Origin of the sequence: Streptomyces sp. IMTB 2501, assembly GCF_001953885.1 — a bacterium.
GTDB lineage: Bacteria > Actinomycetota > Actinomycetes > Streptomycetales > Streptomycetaceae > Streptomyces.
The window spans coordinates 41,803-63,055 of record NZ_MQUS01000009.1 but is presented as its reverse complement, the minus strand read 5'-3'; the positions used below and the strand labels follow the sequence as shown (position 1 = coordinate 63,055).

Annotated in this window: 24 protein-coding genes; 7 read left to right on the top strand and 17 right to left on the bottom strand. The window is 71.2% G+C overall.

The window, feature by feature from the left end; all coding sequences use genetic code 11:
* Nucleotides 1–22 precede the first annotated feature (22 nt).
* The 4 genes from AV521_RS17345 to AV521_RS17330 all read right to left on the bottom strand — a co-directional run bounded on the left by AV521_RS17345 (nucleotide 23) and on the right by AV521_RS17330 (nucleotide 3,862).
* A complete protein-coding gene (locus AV521_RS17345) occupies nucleotides 23–1,075 on the bottom strand; it encodes an NAD-dependent epimerase/dehydratase family protein (RefSeq protein WP_179023168.1) in 1,053 nt (350 codons plus the stop codon).
* A gap of 65 nt (nucleotides 1,076–1,140) precedes the next feature.
* A complete protein-coding gene (locus tag AV521_RS17340; protein ID WP_076089338.1) occupies nucleotides 1,141–1,719 on the bottom strand; it encodes a winged helix-turn-helix domain-containing protein in 579 nt (192 codons plus the stop codon).
* 479 nt (nucleotides 1,720–2,198) lie between these two features.
* Entirely contained in the window at nucleotides 2,199–3,230 is a 1,032-nt protein-coding gene (glnII, locus tag AV521_RS17335) for a glutamine synthetase (RefSeq protein ID WP_076089336.1), read from the bottom strand.
* 167 nt (nucleotides 3,231–3,397) lie between these two features.
* Nucleotides 3,398–3,862 (bottom strand): MarR family winged helix-turn-helix transcriptional regulator, encoded by a 465-nt coding sequence (locus tag AV521_RS17330; protein ID WP_256725577.1) that lies wholly within the window; start codon nucleotides 3,860–3,862, stop codon nucleotides 3,398–3,400.
* Between the two features lie 79 nt (nucleotides 3,863–3,941).
* Here AV521_RS17330 and AV521_RS17325 point away from each other — a divergent pair, with 79 nt between their 5' ends.
* A complete protein-coding gene (locus AV521_RS17325; RefSeq protein ID WP_076089332.1) occupies nucleotides 3,942–4,835 on the top strand; it encodes an alpha/beta fold hydrolase in 894 nt (297 codons plus the stop codon).
* A gap of 3 nt (nucleotides 4,836–4,838) precedes the next feature.
* Here the strand turns inward: AV521_RS17325 and AV521_RS17320 are convergent, their stop codons facing one another.
* Nucleotides 4,839–5,549, bottom strand: coding sequence for a hypothetical protein (locus AV521_RS17320; protein WP_076089330.1), 711 nt, complete (start codon nucleotides 5,547–5,549; stop codon nucleotides 4,839–4,841).
* 119 nt (nucleotides 5,550–5,668) lie between these two features.
* Nucleotides 5,669–6,037, bottom strand: a complete 369-nt coding sequence (locus tag AV521_RS17315) for an arsenate reductase family protein (RefSeq protein WP_076089328.1) — start codon at nucleotides 6,035–6,037, stop codon at nucleotides 5,669–5,671.
* Nucleotides 6,038–6,518: 481 nt separating this feature from the next.
* Here AV521_RS17315 and AV521_RS17310 point away from each other — a divergent pair, with 481 nt between their 5' ends.
* Complete coding sequence (locus AV521_RS17310; protein ID WP_076089326.1) at nucleotides 6,519–6,833, top strand: hypothetical protein; 315 nt, start codon at nucleotides 6,519–6,521, stop codon at nucleotides 6,831–6,833.
* 72 nt (nucleotides 6,834–6,905) lie between these two features.
* Here the strand turns inward: AV521_RS17310 and AV521_RS17305 are convergent, their stop codons facing one another.
* Nucleotides 6,906–7,664, bottom strand: a complete 759-nt coding sequence (locus AV521_RS17305; RefSeq protein WP_076089324.1) for an alpha/beta hydrolase — start codon at nucleotides 7,662–7,664, stop codon at nucleotides 6,906–6,908.
* A gap of 138 nt (nucleotides 7,665–7,802) precedes the next feature.
* Between AV521_RS17305 and AV521_RS17300 the strand changes: the two genes are divergently transcribed.
* The gene (locus tag AV521_RS17300; RefSeq protein ID WP_076089322.1) at nucleotides 7,803–8,093 is read left to right on the top strand and encodes a hypothetical protein; all 291 of its coding nucleotides are present in this window, start codon (nucleotides 7,803–7,805) and stop codon (nucleotides 8,091–8,093) included.
* A gap of 16 nt (nucleotides 8,094–8,109) precedes the next feature.
* Here the strand turns inward: AV521_RS17300 and AV521_RS17295 are convergent, their stop codons facing one another.
* The 4 genes from AV521_RS17295 to AV521_RS17280 form a co-directional block, all read right to left on the bottom strand.
* The gene (locus AV521_RS17295) at nucleotides 8,110–8,694 is read right to left on the bottom strand and encodes a hypothetical protein (protein WP_076089320.1); all 585 of its coding nucleotides are present in this window, start codon (nucleotides 8,692–8,694) and stop codon (nucleotides 8,110–8,112) included.
* 31 nt (nucleotides 8,695–8,725) lie between these two features.
* Nucleotides 8,726–9,643, bottom strand: a complete 918-nt coding sequence (gene htpX, locus AV521_RS17290; RefSeq protein WP_076089318.1) for a zinc metalloprotease HtpX — start codon at nucleotides 9,641–9,643, stop codon at nucleotides 8,726–8,728.
* Nucleotides 9,644–9,806: 163 nt separating this feature from the next.
* Nucleotides 9,807–10,061 (bottom strand): hypothetical protein, encoded by a 255-nt coding sequence (locus AV521_RS17285; RefSeq protein ID WP_076089316.1) that lies wholly within the window; start codon nucleotides 10,059–10,061, stop codon nucleotides 9,807–9,809.
* 109 nt (nucleotides 10,062–10,170) lie between these two features.
* Nucleotides 10,171–10,761 carry a cysteine hydrolase family protein gene (locus tag AV521_RS17280; RefSeq protein ID WP_076089575.1) on the bottom strand — a complete coding sequence of 197 codons (591 nt, stop codon included), beginning with the start codon at nucleotides 10,759–10,761 and terminating at the stop codon, nucleotides 10,171–10,173.
* Nucleotides 10,762–10,851: 90 nt separating this feature from the next.
* Here AV521_RS17280 and AV521_RS17275 point away from each other — a divergent pair, with 90 nt between their 5' ends.
* On the top strand, nucleotides 10,852–11,841 hold the full coding sequence (locus AV521_RS17275) for a GlxA family transcriptional regulator (protein ID WP_076089574.1): 990 nt from the start codon (nucleotides 10,852–10,854) through the stop codon (nucleotides 11,839–11,841).
* Nucleotides 11,842–11,911: 70 nt separating this feature from the next.
* On the opposite strand, the gene glnA is transcribed toward AV521_RS17275, so the two are convergent.
* Entirely contained in the window at nucleotides 11,912–13,321 is a 1,410-nt protein-coding gene (glnA, locus tag AV521_RS17270) for a type I glutamate--ammonia ligase (RefSeq protein ID WP_076089314.1), read from the bottom strand.
* A 210-nt stretch (nucleotides 13,322–13,531) separates the two neighbouring features.
* Here glnA and AV521_RS17265 point away from each other — a divergent pair, with 210 nt between their 5' ends.
* Complete coding sequence (locus AV521_RS17265; protein WP_076089312.1) at nucleotides 13,532–13,999, top strand: RDD family protein; 468 nt, start codon at nucleotides 13,532–13,534, stop codon at nucleotides 13,997–13,999.
* A gap of 266 nt (nucleotides 14,000–14,265) precedes the next feature.
* Entirely contained in the window at nucleotides 14,266–14,766 is a 501-nt protein-coding gene (locus AV521_RS17260; protein WP_079249281.1) for a flavin reductase family protein, read from the top strand.
* 37 nt (nucleotides 14,767–14,803) lie between these two features.
* Here the strand turns inward: AV521_RS17260 and AV521_RS17255 are convergent, their stop codons facing one another.
* The 4 genes from AV521_RS17255 to lipB form a co-directional block, all read right to left on the bottom strand.
* Nucleotides 14,804–15,493 carry a DUF4191 domain-containing protein gene (locus tag AV521_RS17255; RefSeq protein ID WP_076089308.1) on the bottom strand — a complete coding sequence of 230 codons (690 nt, stop codon included), beginning with the start codon at nucleotides 15,491–15,493 and terminating at the stop codon, nucleotides 14,804–14,806.
* Between the two features lie 91 nt (nucleotides 15,494–15,584).
* A complete protein-coding gene (locus AV521_RS17250; RefSeq protein ID WP_076089306.1) occupies nucleotides 15,585–15,782 on the bottom strand; it encodes a hypothetical protein in 198 nt (65 codons plus the stop codon).
* A gap of 230 nt (nucleotides 15,783–16,012) precedes the next feature.
* Complete coding sequence (lipA, locus tag AV521_RS17245; RefSeq protein WP_076089304.1) at nucleotides 16,013–17,002, bottom strand: lipoyl synthase; 990 nt, start codon at nucleotides 17,000–17,002, stop codon at nucleotides 16,013–16,015.
* Between the two features lie 140 nt (nucleotides 17,003–17,142).
* Nucleotides 17,143–17,940: a lipoyl(octanoyl) transferase LipB gene (lipB, locus tag AV521_RS17240; protein ID WP_076089302.1), complete on the bottom strand. Its 798-nt coding sequence runs from the start codon at nucleotides 17,938–17,940 to the stop codon at nucleotides 17,143–17,145.
* Between the two features lie 247 nt (nucleotides 17,941–18,187).
* Here lipB and AV521_RS17235 point away from each other — a divergent pair, with 247 nt between their 5' ends.
* A complete protein-coding gene (locus tag AV521_RS17235) occupies nucleotides 18,188–19,657 on the top strand; it encodes a regulator (RefSeq protein WP_076089300.1) in 1,470 nt (489 codons plus the stop codon).
* A 111-nt stretch (nucleotides 19,658–19,768) separates the two neighbouring features.
* Here AV521_RS17235 and AV521_RS17230 read toward each other — a convergent pair whose 3' ends face one another.
* A complete protein-coding gene (locus AV521_RS17230) occupies nucleotides 19,769–21,133 on the bottom strand; it encodes an NAD(P)/FAD-dependent oxidoreductase (protein ID WP_076089298.1) in 1,365 nt (454 codons plus the stop codon).
* Between the last annotated feature and the right edge of the window lie 120 nt (nucleotides 21,134–21,253).

Here is a 21,253-nt window from a genome sequence, read left to right as displayed (position 1 = left end):
CTTGCCGACGGCCCTGTACGCGTCAGTCGTCCGAAGTCGCCTCTTCCGGGGTGGTGCCAGGTACACCCCCGGCCCCGGCCAGCACCTCCGTTTCCGTCTCGGGGTCGAGGCCGACGGGCGGGCGGTCCGGGCGTCGGGGCGGCTCGCCGCCGATCCCGGTCAGCCAGTGCCAGGTGTCGGCGACGGTCTCCGCGGCGGGCCGGCACACCAGGCCGGTGGCCAGCGCCCGGGAGACGTCCGTGCGGTGGGCGGCGGCGTACAGCTCGTCGTCCGGCGGTACCCACACCGGCAGCTGGGTCCAGGGCTGGATCCCGGCGGCCAGTATCATCTCCGGGCCGGTCCAGCGCAGTTCGGCGCCGGCGCCAGTGACCCGGACACAGGTGTCGAGCAGCTCACCCATGGTGGTGTGCCCCGGCGGGCCGACCAGGTCGTACGGCCCGCTCAGCGACCGCTCGACCGCCCCGAGCAGCCAGCCGGCCAGGTCGCGGGCGTCGATGAACTGCACCGGCAGCTCACGCGGGCCCGGGGCGAGGACCGGGCCGCCCCGGGCGATCCGGTTCAGCCACCAGGGCAGCCGGCCCACGTTCTCGTACGGGCCGAGGATCAGCCCGGCCCGCACCAGCAGCGAGTTCCGCTCGCCGAAGGCCTCGACGGCGGCCAGCTCGCCGCCCCGCTTGTCGCGGGCGTAGTCCGTCGGCCCCGCGTCGGCGGCGGCGCCCTCCACCACCGCCCCGGCCTCGGCGGGCCCGCCCTCGCTGGGCCAGGGCCAGGCGTACACCGACCGGCTGGAGACGTACACGTACCGCCCGGCACGGCCCCGCAGCAGCCGTGCCGCGGCGAGCACCGCGCGCGGCTCGGCCGACCAGGTGTCGATCACGGCGTCCCAGCCGCCCGGGTCGGCGGCGAGGGCGGCCAGGCCGTCCGGAGCGGTGCGGTCACCGTGCAACGACCGCACCCCGGACGGGGGTTGGTGCCGTCCCCGGTGGAAGACGGTCACCTCCCAGCCGCGCGCCACCGCGGCCTCGGCGACCGCCCGTCCCACGAACTCCGTACCGCCCAGCACCAGAAGTCTCATGCCGGCGATCGTGCCCGCTCGGGGCGCGCGGCGGTACGGGACTCTGCCGAGGGCAGAACGGGAGGTCAGCGGCCGGTCGGCGGAGTGTACTTGTAACCGACCCGGCGCACCGTCTGGATCGCGTGGCGGTACTCGGCGCCCAGCTTGCGGCGCAGCCGGGCGATGTGCACGTCGACGGTGCGGCCGTCGCCGACATGGCCGTAGCCCCACACCGTGGTGACCAGCTGGTCGCGGGTGTGCACCCGGTGCGGATGCGCCACCAGGTGGGCGAGCAGCTCGAACTCCAGGTAGGTGAGGTCGAGTTCACGGCCGTCGATGCCGGCGGTGCGCCGTACGGTGTCGATCCGCACCAGCGGTTCGGCGCCCGTGCCGGCGCCCGCGCCGGGGGCCGTCTCCGGCTGGTCCGGTACCGCGACCGGCAGGAACGGCGGCCGCTGGTCGGCCGGGACCAGCACCAGATAGCCGACCATCGGCGGCTGTCCGGGGAGGGTGGGCAGGGTGTGCTGCGGGGCGGGCAGCCAGGTGGCGCCCGGCGGCAGGAAGTCCGCGACGTCGACCACCTCGTCCCGGTCCACGGCGCGCAGCCGGTGCCGGGCGGGGGTGGTCAGAGTGGAGGCGGAGGAGAGAGAACGAGAGGTCGCCATGAGAGGTCAGCTCTTTCGCGCGAGAAGTTCGTCGGACGGGGCGACGGCCGCGATTCGTGGTCGGGGCGCGCCGGAGGACGTACGTCGCTTCGCGCTGGCCGAAGGCCGGGGGTTACGGCTTTAGAGGGCCCGCGCGTTCGTCGCGCGGCAACACACCCGGTCGAAGTCGTGGTGCTGACGGGAAGGCCAGAAGGGCTCAAGGTCATGGCGACCCGTCGCGGTGATCTTCTGGAAGCTGGCCATGCGCCCATTGAAGCAGACACCGGCGCCGGGCAGGACCCTCCTCTCACTGCTTGGACGCTTCCTTGGCGTGAAGTTGACGTGGCGAGTCCGTCGCGGGCGCGCACCAGGCCCTGATCAGTGGCTTCCCGCCCGCCGACCGGTCCGGAACCCTGTCTCGGCATCCGGACGGGCGGGCCGTACGACACGCGGAAGGGGGCGCCCACCATCGCGGTGGACGCCCCCTTCCGGGAGGCGGGTCAGACCTGGCCGGCCTTCTCCAGGGCGGAGCAGCAGGTGTCGACCAGCAGGCGGGTCACCACGTACGGGTCGACGTTGGCGTTCGGACGGCGGTCCTCGATGTAGCCCTTGCCGTCCTTCTCGACCTGCCACGGGATACGGACCGAGGCACCGCGGTCGGAGACGCCGTAGGAGAACTTGTCCCACGGGGCGGTCTCGTGCAGGCCCGTCAGACGCTCGTCGATGCCGGCGCCGTAGTGCTTGACGTGGTCCAGCGGCTTGGAGCCCTCGCCCAGCGACTCGCAGGCGGTGATGATCGCGTCGTAGCCCTCACGCATCGCCTTGGTGGAGAAGTTGGTGTGCGCGCCCGCGCCGTTCCAGTCGCCCTTGACCGGCTTCGGGTCGAGGGTCGCGGAGACGCCGAAGTCCTCGGCGGTGCGGTACAGCAGCCAGCGGGCCACCCACATCTGGTCGGAGACCTCCAGCGGGGCGAGCGGGCCGACCTGGAACTCCCACTGGCCGGGCATGACCTCGGCGTTGATGCCGGAGAGGCCGAGACCCGCCTTGAGGCAGTTCTCCAGGTGGGCCTCGACGATGTCACGGCCGAAGATCTCGTCGGCGCCGACACCGCAGTAGTAGCCGCCCTGCGGGGCCGGGAAGCCGCCCTCGGGGAAGCCGAGCGGACGGGCGCCGTCGAAGAAGGTGTACTCCTGCTCGATGCCGAAGACCGGCTCCTGCGCGGCGAACCGCTCGGCGACCTCGGCCAGCGCGGCACGGGTGTTGGAGGTGTGCGGGGTCATGTCCGTGTTGAGGACCTCGCACAGCACCAGGATGTCGTCGCCGCCGCGGATCGGGTCCGGGCAGGTGAAGACCGGCTTGAGCACACGGTCGGAGGCATGGCCCTCGGCCTGGTTGGTGGAGGAGCCGTCGAAGCCCCAGATCGGCAGCGCGTCGAGACCGGCCGGGGCGCCCGTGATGATCTTCGTCTTCGAACGGAGCTTGGCCGTCGGCGCGGTGCCGTCGATCCAGATGTACTCGGCCTTGAAGGTCACGGGGCCACTTCCTTCGGGGGTGTGTCGGGCGCACGTCGGTGCGGGTGCTGCGGATGCTGCGGCGCTACGGCACCGGGGCGCCGCGTCGATCTGCCCGGCAGCCTGTCAACAGGCGATTTCTCGACCGTTGCCCGTATGTGAACCCCGTGTTACCTGGTGGTTCTGTGTCACGGCTCATGTTGTGAGGTTCCGGGGGGCGGGGTATGGGTGCCCTCCGCCGCGGCCTGCCGCACCCCGTCGAGGAAGTCCCGGACGGCGGCTCGCTGGTGGTCGTCGTAGCCGCGCAGCAGTTCCGCCGACCGCTCGATCAGCGGCCCGAAGAAGGACGTGCCGAGGTCCACGGCGTCGTCCGTCACCTCCACGACGACTTTCCGCCGGTCGCTCCCCCCGCGCACCCGTCGCACATGCCCCGCACGCTCCAGCCGGTCCAGCAGGGCCGTGGTGCCCGCCGAGTTGAGTCCGAGCCCGGCCCCGAGCCGCCCGGCGCTCATCTCCTCACCCGCCCGCCGCGCGTCCATGAGCGCGATCAGCGCGCGTACGTCCGTCGGGTGCATGCCGTTCCGCTGCGCGAACCTGGCGCTGTGCAGGCCGAGTTCGACGGCGACGGCACGCAGCAGGTGAACGATCTCCATTTCGGGCTGCACAGGGCCTCCGGCGCTATTATCTCGCTCAGCGAATATCTTGCTGAGCGAGATAATAGGGGGCGGTCCCATGGCCGGGTACGACGGCGAGGTCTTCCGGGTTGCGTACGACAAGGTCCTGGCGAAGTGGCCCGCCGAGCGGGAGGCGCTGACGGTTGCCACGCCCTTCGGCGCCACCCGCGTCAACGCCTGCGGCCCCCGCGACGCGCCACCGCTGCTCCTGCTGCCGGGCGGCGGCGGAGCCACCTCCGTCTCCTGGTACGCCCAGATCGCGGAACTGGCCCGGATCCGCCGGGTCTACGCGGTCGATGTGATCGGCGCCCCGGGACTGAGCGGCCCGGCCGGCGACCGCCACCCCCGTACGGTCGCCGACCTGACACGCTGGCTGGACGTGCTTCTGGACGGCCTGGGCGCCGCATCGGCCGACCTGGGCGGCCACTCGTACGGCGGCTGGATCGCCCTGCACTACGCCCTGCACGCCCCGGCCCGGATGCGCCGCCTGTTCCTCCTGGACCCGACCCAGTGCTTCGCCGGGTTCAAGGCGGCGTATCTGCTCCGTGCCCTGCCGGTGCTGCTGCGGCCCACGCCCCGCCGCATCCGCGCCTTCCTGGAGTGGGAGACCGGGATGGTGGTCCCTCCCGCCAGAGCGCAGCCGAGAGTGGGGGAGGACCTGGATCCCGACTGGCTCGCCCTCCAGGAGGCGGCCGCCGGTTACCCGGCCGCGAAGCCGGTGACGGGCCCGCGCCCCGCGCCGGACGCGCTGCGGGCCCTGGACACACGGGTCCTGCTGCTCGTGGCGGCGAACAGCAGGACCCATGACCCCCGCGAGGTGGTGGCCAAGGCGGCGGTGCTGCTGCCGCACGTGGAGACCGCCGTACTGCCGGACGTGTCCCATCACGCGCTGCCGCACGCGGCACCGGCGGCCCTGGCCGGCCGCCTCACCAGCTTCCTGTCGGGCCGCTGAGCCTCACCCCACCTTCTCGATCAGGGCGCGGCGGATGAGGAACTTTCCGGGCTGCCGGACTTGCTCGAAGGCCGCGTTGTTGAGGAGTACACAGCTGCCGGAGACCGAGGTGACCTTCACCGTCGTGGACTTGTTGTTGTCCAGGTTGGTGACCTTCAGGGTCGTACCCGCCGGGAACTGGTCGCTGGACGCGGCCGGTGCGCCGGCCTCGCCGGAGAGCGTGACGGTCGAGCCCTTGCACACCTGCTGACCGGAGGCCGCGGCGGCGCCACCGCCGCTGTTCCCTGCGGCGGCGGACTGCGAGGGCTGCGCGCTCTGCTGACCGGCGCCTTGCTGACCGGAGCCCTGCTGACCGCCCTGCGCCTGCTGCCCGGCCTGGGAGCCCTGAGCCGACTCCCCAACCGTGCAACCTGCCGCCTTCTGCTGGACCTCGATCTGTTTGATGACCGCCTGCCGGTTGGCGATCCGGGCCGCCGACTGGGCGTCCGGGTTCGCCTGCTGCCCGGCGATGAACCGCTCGTTGTTGCCCAGGGCGGTGGCGAGCCCCTGGCAGGCGGTCGACGAGTCCGCGGCGGACAGGGTCTTCGCGTTGTTCGCCGGCTGGGCGGCGTTGGACGTCGTGGCCAGCGCGAAGGCCCCGCCGCCCGCCACCGCCGCGGCACTGACGAGAAGCGCGAGCTTCTTCTTCGTACTGAGGGTGCGCCTGCGCGACATGCGCGCCTCCTGAAGAGGTAGGGGAGCGTACGCCGCTATGTACGAGATACCGAACGGGGTTGCTCAGTGCTCGCGGGAGTCGATGAAGTGGCCTGCGTCACAGGAGAGTTGAGCGAAGCTCAGCCCTTGTTGTGCGCGAGGGCCTCGCGTACCGCTTCCTCGGAGCGGGCCACCAGGGCCGTCCCGTCGTCGGCGGTGATGATCGGCCGCTGGATGAGCTTGGGGTACTCGGCGAGCGCGGCGATCCACCGCTCCCGGGAACCCTCCTCCCGCGGCCAGTCCTTGAGCCCCAGCTCCTTGGCCGCGGTCTCCTGGGTGCGGGTGATGTCCCACGGTTCGAGGTGCAGCCGGTCGAGTACGGCCCTGATCTCGTCCTCGCTCGGCACGTCGTCCAGATAGCGGCGGACGGTGTACTCGGCCCCCTCGGCGTCGAGCAGGCTGATGGCACTGCGGCACTTGGAGCAGGCCGGATTGATCCAGATTTCCATGCCGCACACGGTATGCGAGAACCGGTTCCCACCGGTGGGGGAGTCGGGTGTCACTGTGCGCGGGTCCGTGTTGCACCGCGGTCATGCCCGGCACGGCAAGCCGGTCCGCCGCCGAGGCATGCGCGCTCGTGGCGGAGAAGCTCGCCCCGGCGCACCGGCCGACCACGGTCTGGTGGACGGAGCGCCTGCCTCTCACCGGCAACGGCAAAGTGGACAAAGGCGCGTTGCGGGCCATGGCCGCGGAGACGGACGCAGACCCCGGCCGACCCCCCTTGCCGACACCATTTGTTCGAATTCGAAGCCACCCCACGGGCATCATGCAAACCTGCTGTGACAGGCCGTCAATTACCCTTTCCACCTGGACGTTTGCCGGACGCTGCGGACTCCCTCGATGTCAGTGCGGGGCAGTAGACTGGAGGCAGTGTTCGAGGGTATCGCCGGGCCGTCCGGCCGGTGCCCTGACCACGACAGGAGGATGCCTGTGCCCGCTGCCGTCTTGAAGCCGAAACCGCTGCCCACCCAGTCCACCGTCCAGCGCCCCGTGCTGTTCGACTCGCCCTATGAGCCCGTGACAAAGCGCCCGCTGCCGGCCGGACGCCCGCGCGAGTGGTACGTCACCCACAACCGCCGTCTGAAGGCCATGCGCCTCGCCATAGCCCTGCTCGACTCGGGGATCTACCTCCCGGCCCAGGCCCGCGACGAGAACATCCGCAGCAAGGCGGAGGAAATCGGCATGCGCCCGCCCTCCGACACCACCTGCCACATGGTCCGCGCCTTCATGCGCTACAACCGCTGACACCGACACCGACACCGTCGCCGATGCCGGGTGCCCCGCGTCCTGGGGCACCCGGCGCGCCTGCCTGGAGTACTAGGGCCGTGGCCGGGCCGACGTGGCGGTCAGCGGCTCGTGTCCGGGTGAGCCGTCCAGCAGACGGATCACGAACTCCCGCCGGTCCTCGGCGTGGTCACGGAACCAGAGGCCCAACCGGTGCTGTGCCTCGGGGAGTTCGAAGCGGGTGTACCGGGACCGCGCCGACAGCGCGTCCTGTACGGCCTCGGTCACGGCCGGCGGGATGACCGCGTCGGTGCCGGGGACCGCCAGCACCGCCCGGCCCTCGTACGCCCGGAGCGCCTCCAGGGCCCGCGAACTCCGCCAGCCGTCCGGCGTACGGATGATCTCGCTGAACCGGCCCTGGCGGTTCTCGAACGGCACCTCCCAGGCCTCGGGGGCGTAGACGGCGGGCGAGCACAGCCCGACGGCCGCGACCCGGGGGCCGTAGTGCCGTACGAGATCGGCGACCGTCTGCCCGCTCATGCTGAAGCCGACCAGGATCAGCGGTACGCCCGCCGGGGCGTGTGCGTCGAGTACCGCCACCGCCTGCTCGAAGCGGCGGCGCAGACTCAGCTCCCCGAGCGATCCCGTGCTCTCGCCGTGCCCCGAGAAGTCGAAGGCCAGGGTGTGGCAGCCGTGCTCGGCGAACTCGGTGAGCAGGGGGAGGAGGCGGTCCTTGCTGCCGTTTCCGGCGCCGTGCAGCAGTACCGCCGTGGCCCGGCCCGGTGGGCCGGCGGTCACTCCGCTGAGCCGTTCGCCGTCGAAGTCGTGGGTGAAACCGGAGAGTTCGCTCATGGGGCCATTCACTCACGGCGGCCCCGCCCGGGCGGAAAACGGGATGCGGTCCTCCTCTCGTCGTCCCTACGCTGAACAAACGGCACGAAGCCGACACACTCCACCCCAGCCACCCTCATCCCACGGAGGAGGTCCGTCATGCGTGGCATCGTCGTGTCCGGGACCGTCGTCCTGGTGATCCTCGGAATCGGAAACCATCTGTGGTGGCTCGCTGCCGTCGCGCTGCTGTATCTGTACGCGACGCACGGTCGTGGTTCCCCCGGCACACCACCGGCCACCGGCACCGGCACCGGCGCGGGCACCCCGCCCCCGCCCGACAGCTACCGCACCTACCGCGAGCGCCGGGACCGGCAGGCCAGGTGGGAGCGCCGCTACCGCCGTGAGCGCCCCTTCGAGTCCCGCCGGCAGGAGCGCGAGAAGAGCAGGTGAGCGACGGCGTCCCCGGTCACAGACCGGGGGCGCCCCACACCGGGAACCAGCGGCCCAGGTCCTGCTCGATCCGCAGATCGTTCGCGAGGGCCGCCTTCACCTGGAGTTCGAGCGCGCTGTCCCGCCGCTCCCCGCTGCCGGACAGCGGGGCGAAGGGGTAGAACGCGGCGCGCTTGTAGAGATAGACCAGCGCCAGCCTGCGGCCGCCGTCGTCCGTGAACGCGGCCAGCGAGCACAGCAGTTGCGGTCCGAAGCCGTTGACCTCCATCGCGCTGTTCACCGCGTGCAGATCGTTGACCAGCTCCGGCAGCTGCTCCGGGCTGCGCGCGGAGACCAGCCAGGAGTAGCCGTAGTCGTCCCGCCGCAGCTCCACCGGCGGGCCGCTGCGGTCGGTGTCCGCGTCCAGCAGCGCCTGCACCTCCCGGTGGGTCTGTTCGAAGGCCGCCCCCTCGACCGTGGCGAAGCACACCGCCCCCGTCCCGGTCGGGGTGAAACCGGCCGCGGCCTGGAGGGTCACGGCCGCCGAGGGCAGCGCGAAGAGCTGGTCGAGATCGGGCGCGACCGGTTTCGTACGGCCCAGCAGGATGTCCAGCAGCCCCAACGCTCAGCCCGCCTTCCGCAGTGCCATGTGTTCAGCCCGCCCCGGGAGTGGCGGCCTCGCCCAGCTCCGCCGAGATCCGGCCCAGCTGCTCCAGCCGCTGCTCCAGGGTCGGGTGCGTGGAGAAGAACCGCTCGACACCGGGCTCCTTCCCGGTCGCCGGGGTGAAGTAGAAGGCGTTGAAGGCCTGGGCGGTGCGCAGGTCCTTGGTCGGGATCCGGGCGATGTCCCCGGAGACCTTGGTGAGCGCCGACGCCAGCGCCGAGGGCCGCCCGGTCAGATGCGCCGCCGCCCGGTCGGCCGCCAGCTCCCGGTACCGGGACAGCGCCCTGATCAGCAGGAAGCTGATCGCGTACACCGCTGCGGAGACGCCCATGATCGTGGCGAAGACGACTGCCGTGTTCTGGTCCCTGCGGCCTCCGCCGAAGACCTGAGAGTAGAAGGCGAACCGCACGATCAGGCCCGCCAGCACCCCGAGGAAGGACGCGACCGTGATCACGGCGACGTCCTTGTGCGCGACGTGCGACAGCTCGTGCGCCAGCACGCCCTCCAGCTCGGCCGGCTCCAGCCGCCGTAGCAGGCCTGTGGTCACGCAGACCACGGCGTGGTCGGGATTGCGGCCGGTCGCGAAGGCGTTCGGCATGTCCATGTCGGACACCGCGACCACCGGCTTGGGCATGTCGGCGATCGCGCACAGCCGGTCCACCACCGCGTGCAGCTCGGGATACTCCTCGCGCTCCACGACCCGGCCGTGCATCGCGAACATGGCGATCCGGTCGGAGAACCAGAACTGTGCCACGAACATCGCTCCGACCAGCACGACGACCAGCACCCAGGACCTCAGCAGCGTGATCAACGCTGCGATGAAGCCCACGTACAGCAGACCGAGCAGGAACAGCGTGAGCCCCATGCGCACGGTCAGCCGTCGATCGCTCCGGAAGCGGCTCTGCATCTTGCATCACCCCGCAGTCAGGCACTCGTCCCGCTGTCCAGTGTGCACCTGCCGACTCCCATGAAGTGGTTGAGAACGGCCCTAGGAGCAGCAAAGCGTACCTGTCAGTCGCCGGCGGTCGCTGTACGTCCCCTGTCCGTCCCTCGCCGCCCGCTACGACGGGCTAGCGCGCCGAGCCGAACTGCACCAGCCCGATCAGCACCATGACCGCGATCACACAGCCGAAGACCATGGCCGTGGACGCCCACGACGACCGGCGCCGCGCCGGATCGGGGTCGGCGCGGAAGGGCGCCGGATTCGGCGGGTTGTCCTTCCAGCGCGCGGCGAGCATCCGGGCCCGGGCGGAGGGCTCCTTGTGCTCGGCGGAATTCGCCCAACGGTGATCGAATTCCCGCTCCCAGTCGTCCTGTTCCGTCATCCCCGTTAAACCTCTCTAGTCCGGCAGGGTCAGGAGGGATGATCCCCCGAGAGTAGGAAGCCTGGGAAGCGGGAAAGGTTGCCCGCCCCGGGGCCGGGGCGGGCGGATTTCAGCCGAGAGCCGCCGCGGACGGGACGACGACGCCCCACAGGTCCTCGATCGTCGCGAGCGCGCCGTGGTGGAGCTGCTCGGCGGACACCTCGGCGACGGCGGCGCCCAGCGGCCGGGTCGCACAGGCGTCGGCGACGACGGTGGGCCGGTTGCCGCGCAGGAACGCGCCCTGAGCGGTGAAGACGACGCACATGTGCGTCATGAAGCCCGCGATGATCACGTCCTTGTGCCCGGCGGCGTCCACGTGCGCGGCCAGATCCGTGTCGAGGAACGCGTTCGGCACCTGCTTGACGACCACCGCCTCGCCCTCGGCCGGCGCGACCCGCGGATGGATCCGCCCGATCTCCTCGCGGATGTCGTACGGCGTGCCCGCGCCGCCGTCGTTGACGACGTGGACGACCGTCGCGCCCGCGGTCCGCGCCCGGGCCAGCAGGCCGGCGCCCGCGTCGAGGGCGGCCTGCCAGCCCGCCAGTTCCATCACGCCGCGGGTGTAGGTGTTCTGGTAGTCGATGAGGATCAGGGTCGAGCCGGCGAGCGAGGCCGGGGTCTGATCGAAGCCGTTGAGATCACGCAGAGTCGTCGTAGCCATGGTCATCACGCTATGAGTGGCCTCCCCGTGGCGGCAATGTCATGTAACTTGCAGATCCGGACATCAGTGGGACGGGAGATCGGGGCCCTCGTGAGCAGCGTGGAACGGTTCGTCGTCGTCCTTCTCTTCGACGGCGTCGACCTGCTCGACGTCACCGGCCCGCCCGAGGTGTTCGCGCTGCTGCGCCGGGAGACCGACGACGCGGCAGGCTGCCGGGTCGTCCTGGCCGCCGAGACCATGGACCCGGTCACCACCGCGGCCGGGGTGCGCGTCCTGCCCGACGTCACCTTCGCCGAGGCCACCCGGCGCACCATCGACACCCTGCTGGTGCCCGGCGCGGTCGAGGTCGACGAACGGCGCCGGGTACGCGCCGTGACCGACGAGGGCCTGGTCCGCTGGGTGCGCACCCTTGCCGGCCGGGCCCGGCGCGTCGCCTCCGTGTGTGTGGGAGCGCATCTGCTCGCCGCAGCCGGGCTGCTCGACGGCAGGCGTGCCACGACCCACTGGTCGACCGCGCCGCAGCTGGCCGCCGAGCACCCCGCCGTCGAGGTCGACGCCGACCCGATCTTCATCCGCGACGGCAAGGTGTGGACCGGCGCCGGCATCACCGCCTGCCTCGATCTGTCGCTCGCCCTCGTCGCCGAGGACTTCGGCGAGGCCGTCGCGCTGCGCGTGGCCCGGCAGCTGGTGATGTACCTGAAGCGACCGGGCGGCCAGAGCCAGTTCAGCGTCCCCATCGAGCCCGTCTCGACCACCCGGCGCATGGACGACCTGCGCCGGCACATCGCCCAGCACGTCAACAGCCGCCTCACCGTCGCCGACCTCGCCGCCCACGCCCATGTCAGCGAACGCCAGCTGACCCGGCTGTTCCGGACCGAACTGGGGACGACCCCCGCGTCGTACATCGAGTCCGCCCGGGTCGAGGCGGCCCGCAGCCGGCTGGAGACCACCGACGACACCCTCGACCGGGTGGCCGCGACCTGCGGCTTCCACACCGTCGACACCCTGATCCGCGCCTTCCGCCGCCAGCTGGATGCGACCCCGACGGAGTACCGCCGCCGCTTCCGGCACACGGCCTGAACACGCCGAAGGCCCCCCGGCTGAGCCGAGGGGCCTTCCGAACCCGGGGGATCCGGGAGTCGGACGTCTGTCACACGTCGAAGTACAGCTCGAACTCGTGCGGGTGCGGACGCAGCTGGAGCGGTGCGATCTCGTTGGTGCGCTTGAAGTCGATCCACGTCTCGATCAGGTCCGGCGTGAAGACGTCGCCCTGGAGGAGGAACTCGTGGTCGGCCTCCAGCGAGTCGAGGACGGCCGGCAGCGAGGTCGGGACCTGGGCGACGTTCGCGTGCTCCTCGGGAGCCAGCTCGTACAGGTCCTTGTCGATCGGCTCGGCCGGCTCGATCTTGTTCTTGATGCCGTCCAGACCCGCGAGGAGCAGGGCCGAGAAGGCCAGGTACGGGTTGCCGGAGGAGTCCGGGGCGCGGAACTCGACGCGCTTGGCCTTCGGGTTGGAGCCGGTGATCGGGATACGCATGGCCGCGGAGCGGTTGCGCTGCGAGTACACCAGGTTGATCGGCGCCTCGAAGCCCGGCACCAGACGGTGGTACGAGTTCACCGTCGGGTTCGTGAAGGCCAGCAGCGACGGGGCGTGCTTGAGGATGCCGCCGATGTAGTAACGGGCGGTGTCCGACAGGCCCGCGTAACCGGCCTCGTCGTAGAACAGCGGGTCGCCGTTGCTCCACAGCGACTGGTGCACGTGCATGCCCGAGCCGTTGTCACCGAAGATCGGCTTCGGCATGAAGGTCGCGGTCTTGCCGTTGCGCCAGGCCACGTTCTTCACGATGTACTTGAAGAGCTGCAGGTCGTCGGCGGCCGCGAGCAGCGTGTTGAACTTGTAGTTGATCTCCGCCTGACCGGCGGTGCCCACCTCGTGGTGCTGGCGCTCGACCTTCAGGCCGTTCTTCTCCAGCTCCAGGGAGATCTCGGCGCGCAGGTCGGCGAAGTGGTCGACCGGCGGGACCGGGAAGTAGCCGCCCTTGTAGCGGACCTTGTAACCACGGTTGTCCTCGACGGCACCGGTGTTCCAGGCACCCGCTTCGGAGTCGATGTGGTAGAAGGACTCGTTCGCGGTGGTGGCGAAGCGGACGCTGTCGAAGACGTAGAACTCGGCCTCGGGGCCGAAGTACGCGGTGTCGGCGATACCGGTCGACGCCAGGTACGCCTCCGCCTTCTTCGCCACGTTGCGCGGGTCACGGGAGTACTGCTCGCCCGTGATCGGGTCGTGGATGAAGAAGTTGATGTTGAGCGTCTTGTCCCGGCGGAACGGGTCCACCCGGGCCGTGGAGAGGTCGGCGCGCAGCGCCATGTCGGACTCGTGGATGGCCTGGAAGCCGCGGATCGACGATCCGTCGAAGGCCAGCTCCTCGTCCGGGTCGAACGCCTCAACGGGCACCGTGAAGTGCTGCATGACGCCCGGCAGGTCGCAGAACCGGACGTCGACGAACTTGACGTCCTCGTCCGCGATGAACTTCTTGGCCTCGTCGGCGTTCTGGAACATCCAGCTCCTCCTACTCCCGACCGTCCTCGCCGGGGTGGTAGATCGTTCGTGCGGCCAGTGCGGTGGCACACGCTGGTCTCGACCCTAGGGACGGGTGATTTCTCGGGCGTGACCCATTTGTTTCGCAGAAGTTAACCGGTCACCTGTCCACCGTAGCCCCGACACACCCCTCGGCGTAGTGCCCGAAACCGGGCACAGTACCGTGGACGCGTGGACAACAGGCAAGCACTCGGATCGTGGCTCTCCGGGCCCCGCGCGGCCATGGAAGAGGCCGGTGCGGACTTCGGCTACCGGGGTGAGCAGCTGGGCCTCCCGGAGGAGGGGCCGAACTCCGTGGCCCGCCCGGGCCGACGGCTCGGCGCGCTCGCGGTGGACTGGGGTCTGAGTGTCCTGATCGCATACGGGCTGATCACCCATGGCTACAGCCCCGCTACCAGCAACTGGGCACTCGGCGTCTTCTTCGTCATGAGCGCCCTGACCGTCGGCACGATCGGTTTCACACCGGGCAAGCGTCTCTTCGGCATCAGGGTGGTGGCCCTGCGGACCGGCACGGTGAACCCGGGGCGCGCGCTGGTCCGTACGGTGCTGCTGTGCCTCGCGATTCCGGCGCTGATCTGGGACCGCGACGGGCGTGGCATGCATGACCGGCTGGCGCAGACCGTCGAAGTGCGGATCTGAGGGCGCCGGACCCGGCTGATCGCGGTTGAGGGGCCTCTGATCGCCGTTGAGGGGCCTCGCCATTGCCGGGCGCGGGCCCGATGGTGGGTCGTGAGAAGCCACGACGCACCCGCACCCGGCAACGCTCCGTAACCCATTCCTTCGGTTGCCCGCTCCCCACACCGACGGCATAGTCGTGATCGATGGCCGTGACGGCCCGGACACGGACTGTCGTCGGCCTGCCCAGGGCCGACGCAGGCCGGACTTCGGGACGGGTGGTACGCGGTATGACCGATGCTCAGGATGTGATGGCGCCCGAGGTGACGCCGGAGGAGTTCCGGGACGCCATGGCGCGCTTTCCGTCGGGCGTGGTGGTGGTGACCGCCCGCTGCGAGGACGGCACCCCGCGCGGCTTCACGGCCAGCTCCTTCTGTTCCGTCTCCCTGGAGCCACCACTGGTCCTGGTGTGCCTCGCGGAGGCGGCCGACTCGGCGGCGGTCTTCGCCCGGTGCGACCACTTCGCGGTGAGCGTGCTGGCCCCGGAGCATCAGCCGCTGGCCCTGCTGTTCGCCACCAAGGGCGCGGACAAGTTCTCCGACGCCCTGCTCCAGCCGAGCCCCACCGGGCTGCCGGCGGTGCAGCGGGCGCCGGTGCAGCTGGACTGTGCCGCATACGCGCGTTACCCGGCCGGGGATCACACGATCCTGATCGGCCGGGTAACGGGGGTACGGCTGGGCGAGGGCGCCCCGATGGTCTACTGCGGGCGGGAGTTCCGGACGCTGTCCTGACGGCCGCGCCTCAAGGAACCCCGGGGGGTTACGAGGCTCAGCGGCCCTTCGGCATCCGCATGCCTTTGGGCATGGGCCCCTTTGGCAGCGGCATGTTGCTCATCAGGTCGCCCATGGCCCGCAGCCGGTCGTTGGTGGCCGTCACCTGGGGGCCGGTGAGCACGCGCGGGAACTTCAGCATGGTCGTGCGCAGCTTCTTCAGCTCGACCTGGTCCTCGCCGGTGCCGACGATCACGTCGTGCACGGGGACGTCCGCGACGATGCGGTTCATCTTCTTCTTCTCGGCGGCCAGCAGGCTCTTCACCCGGTTCGGGTTGCCCTCGGCGACCAGCACGATGCCGGCCTTCCCCACGGCCCGGTGCACCACGTCCTGGCTGCGGTTCATCGCCACCGCCGGAGTCGTCGTCCAGCCCCGGCCGATGTTGTCCAGCACGGCGGCCGCGGCGCCCGGCTGGCCCTCCATCTGGCCGAAGGCGGCCCGCTCGGCCCGCCGGCCGAACACGATCGCCGTCGCCAGTACGGCGATCAGCAGGCCGAAGATGCCCAGATAGACGGGGTGGCCGAGAAGAAAGCCGATCGCGAGAAAGACCGCGAAGGTGCCGATGCCGACGGCCCCGAGGACAAGACCGATCTTCTTGTCGGCCTTGCGGGTCATCTTGTATGTGAGAGCGATCTGCTTCAGTCGCCCTGCGTTCGCGGCGTCCGCCGCGGGTTCCTTCCTCGCCATGCCACGAAGTCTACGTGGCCCCGGGAGTGCGGACGACGGCAGTGCCCGGAGGGAACGGAGGGAAGGAGCGGGGAAGAGACGGGGGGAGGGGTCAGGAGCGGCCCGTGGCCTGCTCCAGGACACGCTGCGCCTCGACCCGGTCCTTGGCGCGCCGGCGGTCCTCCAGCACGGAGGTCCACGCGTTACGGCGGGCGGTGCGCTGACCGCCGCTCATGAGCAGGGACTCGACGGCGCGGAGAGCGTCGGTGAAGGACGGGATGGCGGTGGCGCGTACGGGCGCGGCCTGCATGATCGAGGTCCCCCCTCGGAGCGGGTGGTGTACGAGGCGTGATACCAGAGTCACTGATTGGTGTTACCAGGGCGTGTCCGACCGGTCAAACACCAATGAAGCCTTGATACAGAGCACTGAAACGCTGACGCGGCCCTGATGTCCGCCCTCATCAGCGAGGACGGTCAGAGCCGCGTCGACTCGGCCATTACTGGCCGGTAATTGCTTGTGCGCGAATTCACACGCGCCGCTCACACCGCCTGTGCGGCGATGTGCGAACCGCCCCGCTGCGGAGCAGCTGACTCGCGCTGTTCGACCGCCATCCGGTAGAGGCGCCCGGCGCGGTACGACGACCGCACCAGCGGACCCGACATCACGCCGGAGAAGCCGATCTGCTCGGCCTCCTCCTTCAGCTCGACGAACTCCTGCGGCTTCACCCAGCGCTCGACGGGGTGGTGCCGGACGGAGGGGCGCAGGTACTGGGTGATGGTGACCAGCTCGCAGCCCGCCTCGTGCAGCTGCTTCAGCGCCTCGCTGATCTCCTCGCGGGTCTCGCCCATGCCGAGGATCAGATTGGACTTGGTCACCAGGCCGTAGTCGCGGGCCTCGGTGATGACCTTCAGGGAGCGCTCGTAGCGGAAGCCGGGGCGGATCCGCTTGAAGATCCGCGGGACGGTCTCGACGTTGTGCGCGAAGACCTCGGGGCGGGCGGAGAAGACCTCGGCGAGCTGCTCGGGGATCGCGTTGAAGTCGGGGGCCAGCAGTTCGACCTTCGTACGGCCGCCCTCGCGGTCCGCGGTCTGCGCGTGGATCTGGCGCACGGTCTCGGCGTACAGCCAGGCGCCGCCGTCCTCCAGGTCGTCGCGGGCGACGCCGGTGATGGTGGCGTAGTTCAGGTCCATCGTGACCACGGACTCGCCGACTCGGCGCGGCTCGTCCCGGTCCAGGGCCTCGGGCTTGCCGGTGTCGATCTGGCAGAAGTCACAGCGCCGGGTGCACTGGTCGCCGCCGATGAGGAAGGTCGCCTCGCGGTCCTCCCAGCACTCGTAGATGTTCGGGCAGCCGGCTTCCTGGCAGACCGTGTGCAGGCCCTCGCTCTTCACGAGGTTCTGCATCTTCGTGTACTCGGGACCCATTTTCGCCCGGGTCTTGATCCACTCGGGCTTGCGCTCGATGGGGGTCTGGCTGTTGCGGACCTCCAGGCGCAGCATCTTGCGTCCGTCGGGTGCGACTGCGGACACGACCGGCTCCCTGCTGTTTGACTTGCGTGAATCTTCGATTCTTCGGCGCACTCCAGCGTACGCCCGTGCTCATTGCGCCCTGCCGCTGAGGCCAACCCCGCAACCGCAGGGTGCATTCCCCCCGCGAGCGGGGCGCGATATCAGGCGGAGGTCTTCTCGGTCACCCGCGGTTTCAGCTCAGCGTGCTCCAGGATGTCCGTCAGGTGCCGCTCGACCACCGGCAGGACCTCCTCGATGGTGACGTCCCGGCCCAGCTCGCCCGCGAGCGAGGCCACGCCCGCGTCCCGGATCCCGCACGGGATGATCCGGTCGAACCACTTGTTGTCGGGGTTCACGTTGAGCGCGAAGCCGTGCATGGTGACGCCCTTGGCCACCCGGATGCCGATCGCGGCGATCTTGCGGTCCTCGCGCCGCTGGCCCGCGTTGGAGGGGGCGTACTCGGGGCCGTTGAGGCGGGGGTCGAACTCCTCGTCCTGCAGCCGCGGGTCGAAGTCCAGGGACAGCCCGCCGAGCGCCGGCCGCCGCTCGACCGGGTCGCCGAGCACCCACACGCCGCTCCGGCCCTCGACCCGGGTGGTCTCCAGGCCGAACTCGGCGCAGGTGCGGATGAGCGCCTCCTCCAGGCGCCGTACGTGCGCGACGACGTCCACCGGGCGCGGGAGCTTCTGGATCGGGTAGCCCACCAGCTGGCCCGGGCCGTGCCAGGTGATCTTGCCGCCGCGGTCCACGTCGATGACCGGGGTGCCGTCCAGCGGGCGCTCGCCGTCCTCGGTGCGGCGGCCCGCCGTGTAGACCGGCGGGTGCTCCAGGAGGATCACGGTGTCCGGGACCTCGTCGGCGAACCGGGCCGCGTGCACCCGGCGCTGCTCGTCCCAGGCCTCCTGGTAATCGACGGCATCCGCACCGAACCCCATGCGGACGAACCGCAACTCACTCACGGCAAGCGCCTCCCTCAGCGACCGAGCGACCGGTGTGTCAGGCACGTAACGCGCCCACGCCACTGTACGTCCGACCCGTGTACGTCAGCCCTGCGGGCGTTCCTCACACGATCGGATGAATGCCCTGCGGAATGTGCGATCGCCTGCTCACTCTCCGCTACATTCGCGCCGTTCGTGCGGCCATAAAGGCTGCTCAAAGGGAAACCGGGCACTTCAGAAGCACGGAAGGCAGGAGACCGCACCGCAGATGACGGATCGACCCGCGCAGCGCACCCCCAACCGCCAACTCGCCGCGCTCATCGCAGAAGCGGGGTTCTCCAACGCGGGTCTGGCCCGTCGCGTCGACCAGCTCGGCCTGGAGCACGGGCTGGACCTCAGATACGACAAGACCTCCGTCACCCGCTGGCTGCGCGGACAGCAGCCGCGGGGCACGACGCCCGCCCTCATCGCCGAGGTCTTCACCCGCCGGCTCGGGCGCCGCCTCACGGCCCAGGACCTCGGGCTGGACGCCTGCGCCCCGGTGTACGCCGGGCTGGAGTTCGCGGCCACCCCCGACGAGGCCGTCGACATCGTCAGCGGGCTGTGGCGCAAGGACTCCGGCAGCCACGCCGAGCTGCGCAAGATCGCGTTCACCCCGGCGGGGCTCGTGGTGCCCAGCCGGGACTGGCTGATCGGCAAGCCCGACGACAAGGTGGCCCGCGAACCGGCGGCCCGCGTGCCCCCGCAGGGCCGCCCGGCCCCGGCCAAGCCCCAGGGCCGGCCGGCGCTGGTGATCCCGCCCCGGGCGCGCGGGCAGGCCGAGCGGGCCCCCGGCCATCGGGTCACCAACGGCGACATCAACGCGCTGCGCTCGGTCGGCGAACTGTTCCGCACCCTCGACGACCGCTTCGGCGGCGGTCACGCCCGGCAGGCCCTGGTGCGCTATCTGGAGCACGAGTGCGAGCCGATGCTCCGCGGCAGCTACGACGAGCAGACCGGCCGCCGGCTCTTCGGCGCCGCGGCCGACCTGACCCGGCTCGCGGGCTGGACGTCGTACGACATCGCCGCGCACGGACTTGCCCAGCGGTACTTCGTGCAGGCCCTGCGGCTCGCCCAGGCGGCCGGCGACCGGGCGTACGGCTCCTATGTGCTGGTCACCATGAGCCGCCAGGCCGTCTATCTCGGCCACGGCCGGGAGGCCATGCAGCTGGCCCGTGTCGCCCAGCAGGGTATGGGGACCGGCGGCCCGCCGGTTGTGCAGGCGCTGCTGCACGCCTGCGAGGCACGGGCGCACGGCGTGCTCGGTGAGGTGCGGGCGTGCACGGCGGCGCTCGTGCGGGCCGAGCGCGCCCTGGAGGCGGCCCGGCCCGGGGACGAGGTGCCGTACTGGGCCAAGTTCTTCGACGAGGCGCAGCTCGCCGACGAGTTCGGGCACTGCCACCGGGATCTGCAGCAGTTCCGGGCGGCCGCGCAGCACGCCGAGCGCGCCCTCCAGCTGCGCGCGCCCTCCTATGCCCGCAGCCGTCTCTTCTGCCGCGTCGTCCTCGCCACGGCCCGCCTCGGCCTCGGTGAACTGGACCAGGCGTGTGTGCTCGCCGCGGAGGCCGCCGGCCAGGCCGCGGAGATGCGGTCCGCTCGCGCGATCGAGTACGTGCGGGACTTCGAACGCCGGCTGGAGCCGTATCGCGATGCGGCACCGGTGCGGGGGTACCGGGAGAAGGTGGCGGCGTTGGGCTAGTGCTTCAACAGGCAACGTTCGCCGCGTCAAGGTCCGGTACGCCCTCTCGGCAGGGACCGGACGCCGCTCCTTGACGGGCGAACGTTGTCTGCCGGGGCACCAGCCAGGGTGTCACGCCGCCCTTGGCAGGGTCGGGGCCGGGTCCGCGCGGTGCATCGATCCCGCCATGCCCAGGTCCGCCAGCATCGCGGCAGCGGCTCGGTGGGCCGAGTGCAGCGCGCCCTGGACCGTACTGGTGTCGCGGTGGTCGCCGCAGACGTACAGGCCGGCCAGGAGGCGTACCGGGCGACGGAGGTCGTGGGGTGGGCGCATGGTCGGGACCGCCTGCGGTGTGTGGTGCACGGCCAGGGTCTCCCAGCGGCGCGTCGAGGTGCGGTACAGGCGGGAGAGGTGGATGCGGACCGCGGTGTCGACCCCTTCGGGCGGTGTGCCGAGGACCGTCGAGGAGATCAGCACCCGGCCGACCGGCGCCCGGCTCGGGTCCACGTTGCTGAGCACCGCGGTGTGGGCCACCGGTCCGCCGCGGTCGGCGTCGAGCAGCAGCGAGGTGCCCGTCGCGAAGGCCGCCGCCGGGTCGTCGGTGGTGTGGTGGACCACGGTCACCGGGTGGAAGTCCGGCACTCTGAGGCCCGGCAGCAGCTCCGCCGCGGCCCGCGCGTCCGTCGCGAGCAGTACCGCACGACAGCGGATCTCGCCGTGCTCGGCGGTGGTCACCGAGGTGGTGCACACCGAAGTCACGCGCACGCCGGTGCGCACGGTGCCGGGCGGCAGCCCCCGCGCCAGCAGCTCGGGCAGCACATCGGCGCCGCCCTCCGGGACGCAGAGCCGGCCGCTCGCGAAGGAGCGCAGCGCGAGGTCGGCGCACCTGCTGGAGGTGGTCAGCTCCGGGTCGCACAGCAGCGTGGCGAGCAGCGGGCGCAGGAAGCCGTCGATGGTGCGCGGCGGCATCCCGCGCTGGGCCAGGGCCTGGCCGGCGGGCATCTCCGGGCGAGCCAGGATGCGTTCGACGGGCGTGGCGGCGATCCGGCTGAGCGCGGCGCCGAGCCGGGCCTGGTCGACGGCGCCGCCCACCGGCGCGCCGACCCGCCCGGGGGCGGCCGCCGGCCCCCTGGGGGCGCTCGCGAGGGCGCGCACGACGTGCAGTGCGCCCCGTGCGCTCCCGCCGGTCGCCGGTGCGCCCGCGCGCTGGGTGCGTCCGTCGCGGTGCAGCAGGACGCCGGGCGCGAAGGTGCGCAGGATCAGGGAGTCCAGGCCGGGGGTGGTGCGCAGTTCGGGGTAGGACGTGGACAGCAGCTGTCCGATGCGGTCGAGCCGGAAGCCGTCGACCTTCTCCGTCGACATACGGCCGCCGACGTACGGGGCCGCCTCAAGGACTGCGGTCGAGATTCCTGCGCTGGTCAGCCGATGGGCCGCCGAGAGTCCGGCGATTCCGGCTCCCACGATGACGACGTCCACCTGGTACGCGGGCTCAAGCACGAGGCCCCTCCTGTGGTTGCGCGGCCGGTGGAGACGTCATGCCCCCAACAGGCTCCGGGGATACCCGAGTTCGGGTCGAGGTTAGGTCTGTGAACGGTCACAAACAGTCGCGCATGGGCA

Coding starts and splice junctions, on each gene's coding strand:
- AV521_RS17345 (WP_179023168.1), bottom strand. CDS start 1,075: ATGAGACTTCTGGTGCTGGGCGGTACGGAGTTCGTGGGACGGGCGGTC.
- AV521_RS17340 (WP_076089338.1), bottom strand. CDS start 1,719: ATGGCGACCTCTCGTTCTCTCTCCTCCGCCTCCACTCTGACCACCCCC.
- AV521_RS17330 (WP_256725577.1), bottom strand. CDS start 3,862: ATGGAGATCGTTCACCTGCTGCGTGCCGTCGCCGTCGAACTCGGCCTG.
- AV521_RS17325 (WP_076089332.1), top strand. CDS start 3,942: ATGGCCGGGTACGACGGCGAGGTCTTCCGGGTTGCGTACGACAAGGTC.
- AV521_RS17320 (WP_076089330.1), bottom strand. CDS start 5,549: ATGTCGCGCAGGCGCACCCTCAGTACGAAGAAGAAGCTCGCGCTTCTC.
- AV521_RS17315 (WP_076089328.1), bottom strand. CDS start 6,037: ATGGAAATCTGGATCAATCCGGCCTGCTCCAAGTGCCGCAGTGCCATC.
- AV521_RS17305 (WP_076089324.1), bottom strand. CDS start 7,664: ATGAGCGAACTCTCCGGTTTCACCCACGACTTCGACGGCGAACGGCTC.
- AV521_RS17300 (WP_076089322.1), top strand. CDS start 7,803: ATGCGTGGCATCGTCGTGTCCGGGACCGTCGTCCTGGTGATCCTCGGA.
- htpX (WP_076089318.1), bottom strand. CDS start 9,643: ATGCAGAGCCGCTTCCGGAGCGATCGACGGCTGACCGTGCGCATGGGG.
- AV521_RS17285 (WP_076089316.1), bottom strand. CDS start 10,061: ATGACGGAACAGGACGACTGGGAGCGGGAATTCGATCACCGTTGGGCG.
- AV521_RS17280 (WP_076089575.1), bottom strand. CDS start 10,761: ATGGCTACGACGACTCTGCGTGATCTCAACGGCTTCGATCAGACCCCG.
- glnA (WP_076089314.1), bottom strand. CDS start 13,321: ATGTTCCAGAACGCCGACGAGGCCAAGAAGTTCATCGCGGACGAGGAC.
- AV521_RS17260 (WP_079249281.1), top strand. CDS start 14,266: ATGACCGATGCTCAGGATGTGATGGCGCCCGAGGTGACGCCGGAGGAG.
- AV521_RS17255 (WP_076089308.1), bottom strand. CDS start 15,493: ATGGCGAGGAAGGAACCCGCGGCGGACGCCGCGAACGCAGGGCGACTG.
- AV521_RS17250 (WP_076089306.1), bottom strand. CDS start 15,782: ATGCAGGCCGCGCCCGTACGCGCCACCGCCATCCCGTCCTTCACCGAC.
- AV521_RS17235 (WP_076089300.1), top strand. CDS start 18,188: ATGACGGATCGACCCGCGCAGCGCACCCCCAACCGCCAACTCGCCGCG.